Source organism: uncultured Methylobacterium sp. (assembly GCF_964251405.1).
Classification (GTDB): domain Bacteria; phylum Pseudomonadota; class Alphaproteobacteria; order Rhizobiales; family Beijerinckiaceae; genus Methylobacterium.
This window is the reverse complement of the sequence record NZ_CAXUJR010000006.1, coordinates 28,360-40,243: the sequence shown is the minus strand read 5'-3', so window position 1 is coordinate 40,243 and position 11,884 is coordinate 28,360. Positions and strand designations below refer to the sequence as shown.

The following is an 11,884-nucleotide window of genomic DNA, read 5'->3' as shown; positions in this document are numbered from 1 at the left end:
GCCGGGCGAACGTAGGAGGATCGCGCTAAAAGCGGAGAGGGGAAAGCCGACGCCCGATCGCGGATTCGAACTTTGGTACCACCGCCCCGGCTCGAACGGGGGACCCCCAGATCCACAATCTGGTGCTCTAACCAACTGAGCTACGGCGGCACTGAGCGGGCGATGTATCCTGGCCTTGCCGCCTTTTCAAGCGGGCGAAGCATCCTAGGCCGAATTCGCCTTGACGAGGATCGGCCTCGGCGCCTCCATGGCCGGATGGCGATGGTCGGAAGACAGTGCGAGATGGGCGGCCGCGGGCTTGGCGCGGCAGGTCCGGTTCCACGGTGACGATCCATACCCCGCCCATGCGGCCCGGGCTCGTCCGTTTCATCACGGTCCCGGCGCGGCTTCGGGCGCTGGTCCGCGGCGGGGAGATCGGGCTCGTGGGGCTTGCCGGCCTTGTCGGCTGCGGCGCCGGTGTCGCCGTGGCGGCGATGGGCGTCGCCGCGCAGGGCCTTCGCGAACTCCTCTACCAGATCGCGCCGGGCACGCGCCTCAGTGCGGCCACCGATCTCGAACCGGTTCTCGTCGTGATCGGGCCGGCGATCGGCGGGGCGCTCCTGGGCCTCCTGCTGTTCGTCCTGTCGCGACCGGAACGGCCGCGGCGGGCGATGATCGACCCGATCGAGGCCAATGCCCTCCATGGCGGGCGGATGTCGGTACGCGATTCCGGTCTCGTCGCGGTCCAGAACGTCGTCTCGAACGGGAGCGGCGCCTCGGTGGGGCTGGAGGCGGGGTACACGCAGCTCTGCGCGGGCTTCGCGTCGCGGCTCGGCATCGCCTTCGAGCTCCGCCGCTCGGACCTGCGCACCCTGGTGGGCTGCGGTTCTGCCGCCGCCATCGCGGCGGCCTTCGAGGCGCCGCTGACGGGGGCGTTCTACGCCTTCGAGTTGATCATCGGCACCTACTCCATCGCGATCCTGACCCCGGTGGTGGTGTCCGCCCTGTGCGGCAGCCTCGTCGCCAAGGCACTGGTTGCGCAGCCCGCACTGGTGGCCGGGGTCCAGCCGGGGAGCTTCGTGACCGGCGCCATCACGGCCATCGATACGCTGCCGAGCCTGATGCTGGGTTTGATCTGCGCCGCTCTCGGGGTCGGGATCATGCGCGCCGTCACCCTGGTGGAGTCGGGCATCCGGGCGAGCCGCGTTCCGGCCGCCGTAGCGCCGATGCTCGGGGGCTTCTGCGTCGGAGGCCTCGCTCTGGCGGTCTCGCCGCAGATCCTCTCAGGCGGGCACGGCGCCCTGCACTTGCAGTTCGAGGCGGATGGACCGGCCATCGGCGCCCTCGCACTGGCCGTCCTGTTCCTGGCCAAGGCCGCCGCCTCGGCAATCTCGATCGGCTGTGGATTTCGCGGGGGCCTGTTCTTCGCCTCCCTCTTCCTCGGAGGGCTGGCGGGCAAATGCTTCGCCGCGCTGATGCCGGAGGTGCTGCCGGGCCTCGTCGCCTTCGGCCTTACCCCGCTCGCCTACGGCGTGGTCGGAATGAGCGCGCTCGCCGTAGCGGTCGTCGGCGGCCCACTCACCATGACGTTCCTGGCACTCGAGCTCACCGGCAGCTTCCCGATCACCGGGCTCGTGCTGGTTGCGGTGATCGCCTCGTCGCTCACGGTTAGAAAGACCTTCGGGTATTCCTTCGCGACCTGGCGCTTTCACCTGCGCGGCGAGAGCATCCGCAGCGCCCACGACGTCGGCTGGATCCGCAGCCTCACCGTGGCCGCCCTGATGCGCCGGGACGCCACCACGGTGGACCTGACGACGTCACTCCCGGCGTTCCTCGCCGAGCATCCCCTCGGCTCGTCCTCGCGGGTCATCGTGGTCGACGACGCCGACCGGTATGCCGGGATCGTGCTGGTCCCCGAGGCTCACGAGGCGGCCCGCCAGGCCGCAGCCCGAGCGGACGACCCTCCGCGCCTCACCGACCTCGTGCGCTATCCCGACGCCTTCCTCCTCCCTGAGATGAACGCCAAGGCGGCGGCGGCCGCCTTCGACCGCAGCGAGAGCGAGGCGCTGGCCGTGCTGGAATCCCGCGACACCCGCCGGGTCATCGGCCTCCTCACCGAGAGCCATACGCTCAAGCGCTACAGCGAGGAGCTCGACCGGCAGAGGCAGGCCATGGTCGGCGAGGCGGTGTAGCGGGTCCAAGGACCCTTCGGACCCACCCGACGATTGACGACGGCAGCCCCGCGATCCAGACCCGGCGCGAAAAGTTCAATCGGGAGAAAGAGCCATGACGAAGGCCGGACGCCACCATCGCATCGCCGTCATCGCCGGGGACGGGATCGGCAAGGAGGTGATGCCCGAGGGAGTGCGCGTCCTCGAACGGGCCGCCTCACGCTACGGCTTCACCCTCGATCTCGACGTGTTCGACTTCGCAAGCTGCGACTACTACGCCGCCCATGGCCGGATGATGCCGGAGGACTGGAAGGCGCAGATCGGCTCGCACGACGCGATCTATTTCGGTGCCGTCGGCATGCCCGACCAGGTCCCCGACCACATCTCCCTGTGGGGCTCCCTGATCCTGTTCAGGCGGGAGTTCGACCAGTACGTCAACCTGCGCCCGGTGCGGCTGATGCCGGGGGTGCCGTGCCCGCTCGTCGGTCGCGAGCCCGGCGACATCGACTTCTGGGTGGTCCGCGAGAACACCGAGGGCGAGTATTCCAATGCCGGCGGCCGCATGTTCCCGGGCACAGACCGCGAATTCGCGATGCAGGAATCGATCTTCACGCGCTTCGGCACCGACCGCGTGCTGCGCTTCGCCTTCGACCTCGCGAAGACGCGACCCAAGCGCCACCTCACCTCGGCGACGAAATCCAACGGCATCTCGATCACCATGCCGTACTGGGACGAGCGGGTGAAGGCGGTGGCGGAGGGCTACCCCGGGATCCGATGGGATCAGTACCACATCGACATCCTGACGGCGCAGTTCGTGCTAAACCCGGACCGCTTCGACGTGGTGGTAGCCTCGAATCTCTTCGGCGACATCCTGTCCGACCTCGGACCCGCCTGCACCGGCACGATCGGCATCGCGCCCTCGGGCAACATCAACCCGGAGCGGACATTTCCTTCACTGTTCGAGCCCGTCCACGGCTCGGCGCCGGACATCGCCGGGAAAGGCATCGCCAACCCGATCGGCCAAATCTGGTCCGGCGCGATGATGCTGGAGCATCTCGGCGAAGCGGAGGCGGCCGCCGGGATCGTCTCGGCCATCGAGCGGGTGCTGTCGAACGAGGCCACACGGACCGGGGACCTGAAAGGCACCGCCGACACGGCCACCTGCGGCCGGGCGGTGGCCGACGCCGTGGGGTGAGCGGCGATCGACTCGTCAGGGCAGGCGAGTCGTTCTTCCCATGACGCTGACGCGACGCGCGTCGCGATTGCGGCGAGGCGCCAGGGTTCCTCGTCAGCGACGGCAAGGGATCCTGGCTCAAGGGCCGAGCGGCCGTTTCAATTCCCGCCGCCCTCACGGATATTCCAGGAAAGCTTGGCTATTCGTTTGGTCCGGCAAAGTCGTCGGGCCAGCAAGGACTGCATGAAGGTGACGTCCGACAAGCTTGGCCACGAAGACGTACGATCGGAACGCCCAGCTCTTCAAGACCAGATCTGATGTTGGCGGAACGCTTTTGTCGGCGCCGTCGTTTGGGGTTCGCATCGACGTCGCGAGGCGTCGTCACTCAACTGCGAACGGATTTGACCTCATGAACAAGCTCTTGCGAAGCACGATGGCGGCGGCCCTCATGGTCGCCGGCGTGGCGACGGCGGTCGCCCAGGGTGGCCCTGGCGGCGGTGGCGGCGGTGCAGCCGGCGGCGGGGCAGGCGGCGGTGCTGGTGGAGCCGCTGGCGGTGGGGCCGGCGGCGGCATGGGCGCAGGTGGTGGTGCAGGGGGTGGTGCAGGTGGCGGTGCTGGCCCGCGCGGCGGTGGAGCCGGCGGTGCCGGTGAAGCGGGCGGAGCCGGCGGCATGCGCGGCGGTGGTGCCGGCGAGGCCGGTGGCGGAATGCGCGGCGGTGCAGGCGGTGCGGGCGAGGCCGGCACGCCCGGTCGGGCCGGCGGCGCCGGCGAGCGCGGTGCTCCCGGCCGGGGCGGTGAGGATGGCGCCCGCGGTGGCCACGAAGGTGGTGGCGCGGGCCAGCGCGGCGGCGATCGCGACGGCAGGACGGAGCGGGATGGCCGCGGCGAGCGTGGCGAGCGCAACGAGCGCGGCGATCGTGGCGATCGCGATGGTCGGGCAGATCGCGACGGCCGGGGAGAGCGGGGCGACCGCGGTGGTCGTGGAGCCCGCGGCGACGGTGGTTCCGCACGGGGCGCCTTCGGGCGTCTCGGCGCTCCTCAGCGCACCGAGTTCCGACAGAGCCTGTTCCGCCGCTCCGTGCCGCGGCTCGCCGCCGGCGCTTTCGCCCTGACGGTCGGCGCTTCGATCGCCCGCAGCTACACCTTGTATGACCTGCCGCCGGACATCGTCCGGATCGCGCCGGAATACGAGGATTACCGCTACGTGCTGGTCGACGACGACATCGTCATCGTCGATCCTGACACCTACGAGATCGTGGACGTCATCCGCGGCTGACGAGAGAACGCTGGCACAGCCTTGCGGCTGTGCCAGCTATCGCGGCCCGCGGTCGAGCATCCGCGAGACCACCCGGGCCGTGTAATCGACCATCGGGACGATCCGCGCGTAGTTCAGCCGGGTCGGGCCGATGACGCCGACTACGCCGACGATCTTCTGTGCGCCGTCCCGGAAGGGTGCGGCGATCATCGACGAGCCGGAGAGCGAGAACAGCTTGTTCTCCGAGCCGATGAAGATGCGCACGCCCTCGCCGCCCTCGGCCCGCGACAGGAGGTCGATGACCTCCTTCTGCGTCTCAAGGTCTGAGAACAGGAGGCGGATGCGCTCGAGATCCTCCGCCGCGCGCAAATCGTCGAGAAGGTTGGCTTGGCCCCGCACGATGAGCTGTCGCGCATCCGTAGGTCCGACGCTCACGGCGAGTCCGGCATCGACCAGCCGCTCCGTGATGGCGTCGAGTTCGTGCTTCATCTCTTGGCGCCCGGCCTCGATCTCGGCACGCAAGCCGCCGAGGGTCCGGCCGTGCAGGCGCGCGTTCAGGTAGTTCGAGGCCTCCTGTAGGGCACCTGCGGGCAAGCCGGGTGGCAGGTCGAGGAGACGGTTCTCCACCGAGCCGTCGTCCGAGACGAGGACGACGAGGGCCCGCTGGGGATCGAGGCGCACGAACTCGATGTGTTTGAGCTGCACGTTGGTCTTGGTGGTGACGACGACGCCTGCGCCGCGCGAGATCCCGGAGAGCAGTGTCGAGGCTTCGGCGAGGGCGCTCTCGAAGGTGTGGCCGGAAGCGGCCGCGCGCATCTGCGCCTCGATACGCTCCTGCTCCTCGCGTCCGACATCGCCGAGCTCCAGCATGGCATCGACGAAGAAGCGCAGACCCTGTTCGGTGGGGAGGCGCCCGGCCGAGGTGTGGGGTGCGAAGATCAGACCGGAATGTTCGAGGTCCGCCATCACGTTGCGGATCGAGGCGGGCGAAAGCGGCATCGGCAGGATGCGCGCGAGGTTGCGGGAACCCACGGGCTCGCCGGTGGAGAGGTAGCTCTCGACGATCTGCCTGAAGATCTCCCGTGCCCGCGCATCGAGGCCGGCGAGCGCTGGGTTTGGCGAGAAGGGTCGGGGGTGCTCTGTCACGGGTCCTGTCCAGTCCCTCACTGTGTCCGCGTTGAACGCGCGGCACAAGCCGCGACGGCGTCGCGTGGTCATGCCGACGGATCTGAACAGGACACGAAAAAATCGTCGTGCAGACGGGGGCGATTTGGCGGCGTCGCGCGTTTGACAGCGCTGATCGAGCGAGCCGGAATAGGGCTGGCTCGGTCGAATGCATGGTTCCTCAAGGAGTCCCGCTGATGAAGTTTCCGTCCCCGTCCGCACTGGTCAAGTCGTCCGCCCTCGTCGTCGCGATCGTCGGCGGCATGATGCTTGGCGCCCCCTCATCCGCCGAAGCCGCGCCTGCCATGGCCCCCATCGATGTCGTCGCGCCGGCCTCCGATCTTGCCGAGGTGCGCTATGGCGGCGGCCATTGGCGCCACCATGGCCGTCACCACCGCCGTCATTTCGGCCATCACCGCGGCCGTCACTTCGGCCACCATCATGGCCGCCGCCACTTCCACGGCCGCCGCTACCGCTACTGATCGGGCGAGACTGCGGGGCGCCCTCCACCGGGCGCCCCGCTTGCTGCCGACGATTCTGACGCCTAAGAGCGCGATCTCACAAAACCGAAAACCGTGAGGGAGAGCGCCGATGCGGCCTTCGAAGCGCGCCAACGACGCCCTGCGCAACGTCACCCTCGAACGCGCGGTCGCCCGCTATGCCGAGGGTTCCTGCCTCGTCACCTTCGGCGACACCAAGGTGCTGTGCACAGCCTCCCTCGAGGAGCGCGGCCCGCCCTGGCTGCGCGGTTCGGGCAAGGGTTGGGTCACCGCCGAATACGCGATGCTTCCGCGCGCCACCCACGAGCGCAACCGTCGCGAGGTCACCTCGGGGAAGCCCTCGGGCCGCACCCAGGAGATTCAGCGCCTGATCGGCCGCTCCCTGCGTGCCGTCACCAACCTGCCGGCCATCGGCGAGCGGCAGATCACGGTCGATTGCGACGTGCTCCAGGCCGATGGCGGCACCCGCACCGCCGCGATCACCGGCGCCTGGGTGGCCCTGCACGACTGCTTCGCCTGGATGCGCGGTCGCTCGATCATCTCGGTCGACCCCCTGCGCGAGCACGTCGCCGCGATCTCCTGCGGGATCTATAAGGGCGCTGCCGTGCTCGATCTCGACTACGCCGAGGATTCGGCGGCCGAGACTGATGCCAACTTCGTCATGACGGGTACCGGCGGGCTCGTGGAGGTACAGGGTACCGCCGAGGGCAAGCCCTTCTCGGAGGACGAGCTCCTCGAATTGCTGCGCCTCGCCAAGGGCGGAATCGCCGAACTCGTTGCCCTTCAGAAGCAGGCGATCGCGTGAGCGCGCACCGTCTCCTCACCGGCAAGGTCGTCATCGCGACCCATAATCCCGGCAAGCTCGTGGAGATGCGCGAGCTGCTGGCACCGTTCGGGGTCGAAGCTGTCTCGGCCGGTGAACTCGGTCTCCCGGAGCCCGACGAGACCGGCACGATGTTCTCGGAGAACGCGGCGATCAAGGCCGAGGCTGCTGCAAGAGCCTCGGGCCTGCCGGCCTTCGCCGACGATTCCGGGCTCTGCGTCAATGCGCTCGACGGTGCGCCGGGCCTGTTCTCAGCCCGCTGGGCCGGACCGTCGAAAGACTTCTCGGCGGCGATGGCCCGGATCGCGCACGAACTCGACCGCCGCGGCGTCATCGAGCGCCGGGCGCATTTCGTCTCGGCCCTCGTCATCGCCTGGCCGGACGGCCATGCCGAGACCTTCGAGGGCCGTGTCTTCGGCGAGGTCGTGCCGCCCCGCGGGACTCTGGGCTTCGGCTACGACCCGCTCTTCCTGCCCGACGGGCATGCGCGGACCTTCGGCGAGATGTCGTCGCACGAGAAGCACGGCGTCGATTGGCTGACAGGGGCGGCGCTCTCCCACCGGGCGCGCGCCTTCGTGCTGCTGGCGGAGGCGTGCCTACGACGGGCGTGATCGAAGCCCTCTCCTCCCCCTTGTGGTGAGGGGAGAGCGTCGCGAACAAAGCTCTCCATGCGGCATCATTGATGATCCAAGCTCCCGACCACCCCACCCGCGACGCGGGCTTCGGCGTTTATCTCCACTGGCCGTTCTGCGCCGCCAAATGCCCCTATTGCGACTTCAACAGCCACGTCCGGCTGGCGCCGGTGGATGAGGCCCGTTTTCTCCGGGCGTTCCAGGCCGAGATCGCCCATGTGGCCGCGCGCACGCCCGGACGCATCGTCTCCAGCATCTTCCTCGGCGGCGGAACCCCCTCGCTGATGCAGCCCGCCACGGTGGCGGGCCTTCTCGACGCGGTCGCGGTGGCCTGGGGCACCACGCGCGACGTCGAGGTCACGCTGGAAGCCAACCCCACCAGCGTCGAGGCCGCACGCTTCCGCGGCTACCGTGCGGCCGGCGTGAACCGGGTCTCGCTCGGGGTCCAGGCGCTGGACGATGCGTCGCTCAAGCGCCTCGGCCGGCTCCACAGCGCCGAGGAGGCGCTGGCCGCCGTGGCCGTGGCGGCGAGCCATTTCGAGCGCTATTCCTTCGACCTCATCTACGCGCGGCCCGACCAGACCCCCGCCGATTGGCGCGCCGAATTGGAAGGCGCCATCGCGCGCTCGGCCGAACACCTCTCGCTCTACCAGCTGACGATCGAGCCGGGCACGCCGTTCTTCGGCCTGGCCGCTGCCGGCAAGCTCGTGCCGCCGGACGACGAGGCCGCCCGCATCCTCTACGACGTGACCCAGGAGGTCTGCGACCGCGCCGGCCTGTCGTCCTACGAGATCTCGAACCACGCCCGGCCCGGCGCCCAATCGCGGCACAACCTGCTCTATTGGCGCTACGGCGAGTATGCCGGCATCGGACCGGGCGCCCATGGCCGCCTCGTGACGCCTGACGGCCGGATCGGCACGGTGACGGAGCGCGCCCCGGAGGCTTGGCTCGCCCGCGTCGAGCGCGACGGTCACGGCCTTACCGCCACCGAGGTGCTTAGCGCCGCCGACCAGGGCGACGAATTCCTGATGATGGGCCTGCGCCTGACGGAAGGCATCGACCCGGCCCGCTACGCGGCCCTCAAAGGACGGCCCCTCGACGCCGCCCGCCTCGACGCCCTCGTGGGCGACGGGCTGGTGGCGCGCCTGGGGAGCGGGCGGATCGCCACCACGGCGCGGGGGGCGCCGGTGTTGAACGCCGTGGTGCGGGAACTGGCCGGCTGAGTGACGGATTTCAACGGGGCGCTGATGGAGGCTGATCACGCCGTGAAGAGGCTCATTCTCGTCAGTGCCTGTGTGCTGACACCGCTCGCGGCCCTCGCCGAGGCATCGACCGGCATCTATTGCGATGCGGGCTCCCAGCAGGTCGTCAGCTATGTCTGCAGCCCAGGCACCGGTCTCGATGGATCGTGGGTGAAACAGGCAAACGGCTGCTTTGCCCGCACGGTGAAAGGCTCGTGTGCAGCCTTCTCCGACAAGAGCCCGGTCTTCGATGCCACCCAATATGGCGTCCTGAACAGCGATGTCGCGACGGCCGGCATCGACCGCCTGACCCACTGGAAGACGAGAGGGAAGGTCGAGGGCCGTGCGACGAGCTTCGGCTTCAATGTGCGCGAATATCTGGGTGCTCCGACGAACGCCGATCTCGCGGCGGCGTTCGGGACGGATTGGTCGGCCGCGATCAGGCATTACGCCACGAACGGCATCTACGAGGGTCGCGCGACGCGGCTGCCGCCGGCCGCCGATACGGGTGCGAACGTCTACCTCTACAACCCACCCTTCGACCCGCCCTCGCCACGCGACGGTTCACTGACATACATCGTCACCCGACACGGCGTCGGACCCATGAACCGGAAGCTCGAAACCCGCCTGGACACGTCGAACATCACGGGCATCCCGAACACCTGGGCGGTGAACGGCGGCAACATCATCGGCCTGCCGCAGAACCTGATCGATAGCGAGTGGGGTTTCACGGGGGTTCAGCGATATGCCGGTCAGTTCGGCATCGGAATCGACAGCCGGACCGTGAAGGCCTCCCTCGACGCATTCCACCGTGAGAACAAGGCGGCTCACCCGGAGCAGACCGGCGCCCTCATCCCGGTCGTCGCCGCAAGCCGGTATGAGCCCGACGCCCTTCGCCCCTGGGCGACCGGACAGGGTGTCCGCACCGCCCTCGAGCTGCGCATCCCCTTCGCCGGCGGTTCGGCTCAGGCGGGGTCCTATGGGGGATCCCAGGTCAACACCTATTATCACCTGATCGACCGGACCTCGGGCGGCGAACGGCGTGGCTTCTACATGGGCGCTGCTATTTTCGAGACCCGTCGGGGCACATTGGACGCCCAGTACGCCTATACCCGTGACGCTTGCGGGGCCGGCTGCTCCGGCCACGACATCCTGAACATCCCCATGCGCCGCCTGACCAAAGGGGTTTCCAACCCGTTCATGTCCCTGTCGCCGGCATCCGGCGAGACTCGCTACACGACGTTCGCCGATACGGCGCCCTACGAGTACACGGTGAACGCCGCTCAGCTTCAGAATGTGATCGCGACGATCAAGGCAGAGTACAAGAAGCGGACGGGAACGGACTCGCCGCTCTCGAACGATCCGGCCGATTACTGGGTCGAGAATTGGAATTTCAACCCGGAAGTCTTCGTCGGTATAGACGAGAATGGTGCCACGAGCGGAGACGGGTGGATTGGGACCGGAGGCCGCTTCATCTCCTACGGTTCCTACTGAAAGACCGCTGAAGAATCTCGCAGCCGACCTCGAACCGCCCCCGAAGGATGCGCGGTCCGCAACGCGTGATCAGCGACAGCCGAAACCCTCGTCGCGAGCAAGCGATCGTCACGTCCCCGAAGGTCCCAGGGCCCGCGGGGCCGGCGCGACGATGGTGGCGGCGCCGTTGCGGATCTCGTTGACCGCGAGCGCCCGCTCGCTCGGGCCGTCGGGCCGGAACCGGAAGGTGCCGTCGGTGCCGGCGAAGCCCGCCGGATTGGTGAGCGTGGCATCCGCGAAGCGCTGCGAGCCGTACTGGCGGGTCAGCGCCGCGCTCAGCGAGACGGCGTCGTAGGCCAGGGTCGCGACGCGTGGCGGCGCGGCACCGAACCGCGCCTGGTAGCGCTGCGAGAAGGTGGCGAATCCGGCCGGATCGGCCGCCGCGAACCAGCCGCCCTGGAGGGCCGGCAGGGCGAAGACGCGCGGATCGTTCCAGACGGCGGTGCCGAGCGGCTTGACCCGCGCCGGCGAGAACCCCGCCCGGGTCAAGGCCGGGGCGAGGGTGGTGAGGCCCTCCGGCGTGTCGGGCAGGAACAGGGCGTCGGCCCCCGCGCCCGGCCCGGCGATCAGGCCGGCGACGCGGCCGATCGCGGCAGCCGGGTTCCCTGGGGGATAGCGCTCGATTCCCACCAGGCGCGCGCCTTTGCGGGCCACCGCCTCGCGGAACTGCGCCTCGACGGCGTTACCGTAGCTCGATTCGGGGATGAGTGCAGCGAACGAGCTGCGCCCGCCTGAGACCGCCGCGTCGACGATGCGGTCGACCTCGGTCTGCGGCAGGAAACTCATGAGGTAGACGCCGCGCGCCGCCACCGCCGCGTCGGTGGAGAAGGCGATCACCGGCTTCCCCGCCGGCCGCACGACGCCGGCCACAGCCTGGACGTTGGCGGCGAAGAGCGGACCGAGCACCAGGTCCGCGCCATCCGCGAGTGCCGCTTGGGCGGCCTCGCGTGCGCCGTCGGGGCTGCCGCGATCGTCCTTGACCAGGATCTGGAGGTCCGGCTTCTGGAAGTCCTCCACGGCGAGCTCGGCCGCGTTGCGCAGGGCGGTGCCGATGGCAGCGCCCTGGCCGGTCAGCGGCACGATCAGCGCAAGCTTCACCGTTCCGGTGCCGATCCGCGTCGCCGTCGAAGCACCCGGCGCGGGCGCGGCCGCAATCTCGGGCTCGACCGGAGGAGCATTGCGCGACCCGACCCGCGGTCCGCCATCGGGACCGCCCATACAGGCCGAGAGGAACCCGGCCAGCGCACCGAGGACGACGAGGCTGCGCAACCGGCCGAAACGGTCTCGAACGCGCATGTCACCCCCTCAAGGCCTGGACGAGGCCGGTCGTCCCCGATCCTTCGATCGGGGATAAAGTCTGGACCGGAAAAGTAAATGCACGGCTCAACCCCGCCGGCACTCCAAGGCACCGC

The 11,884-nt window shown here is 69.3% G+C and carries 11 protein-coding genes and 1 tRNA gene; 9 read left to right on the top strand and 3 right to left on the bottom strand.

The window, feature by feature from the left end:
* Positions 1-73: 73 nt before the first annotated feature.
* Positions 74-150, bottom strand: a tRNA-His gene (locus ACFE7U_RS02360).
* Positions 151-344: 194 nt separating this feature from the next.
* Here ACFE7U_RS02360 and ACFE7U_RS02355 point away from each other — a divergent pair.
* The 4 genes from ACFE7U_RS02355 (at position 345) to ACFE7U_RS02340 (ending at position 4,600) form a co-directional block, all read left to right on the top strand.
* The gene (locus tag ACFE7U_RS02355; protein ID WP_375408137.1) at positions 345-2,171 is read left to right on the top strand and encodes a chloride channel protein; all 1,827 of its coding nucleotides are present in this window, start codon (positions 345-347) and stop codon (positions 2,169-2,171) included.
* Positions 2,172-2,265: 94 nt separating this feature from the next.
* Positions 2,266-3,345: a tartrate dehydrogenase gene (locus tag ACFE7U_RS02350; protein ID WP_375408119.1), complete on the top strand. Its 1,080-nt coding sequence runs from the start codon at positions 2,266-2,268 to the stop codon at positions 3,343-3,345.
* A 461-nt stretch (positions 3,346-3,806) separates the two neighbouring features.
* Positions 3,807-4,436: a hypothetical protein gene (locus tag ACFE7U_RS02345; protein ID WP_375408118.1), complete on the top strand. Its 630-nt coding sequence runs from the start codon at positions 3,807-3,809 to the stop codon at positions 4,434-4,436.
* Positions 4,403-4,600, top strand: coding sequence for a DUF1236 domain-containing protein (locus tag ACFE7U_RS02340; RefSeq protein WP_375408117.1), 198 nt, complete (start codon positions 4,403-4,405; stop codon positions 4,598-4,600). The genes ACFE7U_RS02345 and ACFE7U_RS02340 overlap by 34 nt, the downstream gene beginning before the upstream one ends.
* A gap of 36 nt (positions 4,601-4,636) precedes the next feature.
* On the opposite strand, the gene hrcA is transcribed toward ACFE7U_RS02340, so the two are convergent.
* The gene (gene hrcA, locus ACFE7U_RS02335) at positions 4,637-5,725 is read right to left on the bottom strand and encodes a heat-inducible transcriptional repressor HrcA (RefSeq protein ID WP_375408116.1); all 1,089 of its coding nucleotides are present in this window, start codon (positions 5,723-5,725) and stop codon (positions 4,637-4,639) included.
* Positions 5,726-5,940: 215 nt separating this feature from the next.
* On the opposite strand from hrcA, the gene ACFE7U_RS02330 reads away from it, so the two are divergent.
* From ACFE7U_RS02330 to ACFE7U_RS02310, 5 genes are all read left to right on the top strand, one after another.
* A complete protein-coding gene (locus tag ACFE7U_RS02330) occupies positions 5,941-6,225 on the top strand; it encodes a hypothetical protein (RefSeq protein WP_375408115.1) in 285 nt (94 codons plus the stop codon).
* Between the two features lie 109 nt (positions 6,226-6,334).
* Positions 6,335-7,048, top strand: a complete 714-nt coding sequence (gene rph, locus ACFE7U_RS02325) for a ribonuclease PH (RefSeq protein ID WP_375408114.1) — start codon at positions 6,335-6,337, stop codon at positions 7,046-7,048.
* Positions 7,045-7,677, top strand: coding sequence for an RdgB/HAM1 family non-canonical purine NTP pyrophosphatase (gene rdgB, locus ACFE7U_RS02320; RefSeq protein ID WP_375408113.1), 633 nt, complete (start codon positions 7,045-7,047; stop codon positions 7,675-7,677). Before rph ends, rdgB begins: the two co-directional genes overlap by 4 nt.
* A 71-nt stretch (positions 7,678-7,748) precedes the next feature.
* Positions 7,749-8,921: a radical SAM family heme chaperone HemW gene (gene hemW, locus ACFE7U_RS02315; protein ID WP_375408112.1), complete on the top strand. Its 1,173-nt coding sequence runs from the start codon at positions 7,749-7,751 to the stop codon at positions 8,919-8,921.
* On the top strand, positions 8,922-10,433 hold the full coding sequence (locus ACFE7U_RS02310) for a hypothetical protein (RefSeq protein WP_375408111.1): 1,512 nt from the start codon (positions 8,922-8,924) through the stop codon (positions 10,431-10,433).
* Positions 10,434-10,541: 108 nt separating this feature from the next.
* Here ACFE7U_RS02310 and ACFE7U_RS02305 read toward each other — a convergent pair whose 3' ends face one another.
* A complete protein-coding gene (locus tag ACFE7U_RS02305) occupies positions 10,542-11,768 on the bottom strand; it encodes a penicillin-binding protein activator (protein ID WP_375408110.1) in 1,227 nt (408 codons plus the stop codon).
* Positions 11,769-11,884 lie beyond the last annotated feature (116 nt).

Coding starts and splice junctions, on each gene's coding strand:
- hemW (WP_375408112.1), top strand. CDS start 7,749: ATGATCCAAGCTCCCGACCACCCCACCCGCGACGCGGGCTTCGGCGTT.
- ACFE7U_RS02330 (WP_375408115.1), top strand. CDS start 5,941: ATGAAGTTTCCGTCCCCGTCCGCACTGGTCAAGTCGTCCGCCCTCGTC.
- ACFE7U_RS02305 (WP_375408110.1), bottom strand. CDS start 11,768: ATGCGCGTTCGAGACCGTTTCGGCCGGTTGCGCAGCCTCGTCGTCCTC.
- rph (WP_375408114.1), top strand. CDS start 6,335: ATGCGGCCTTCGAAGCGCGCCAACGACGCCCTGCGCAACGTCACCCTC.
- ACFE7U_RS02350 (WP_375408119.1), top strand. CDS start 2,266: ATGACGAAGGCCGGACGCCACCATCGCATCGCCGTCATCGCCGGGGAC.
- ACFE7U_RS02355 (WP_375408137.1), top strand. CDS start 345: ATGCGGCCCGGGCTCGTCCGTTTCATCACGGTCCCGGCGCGGCTTCGG.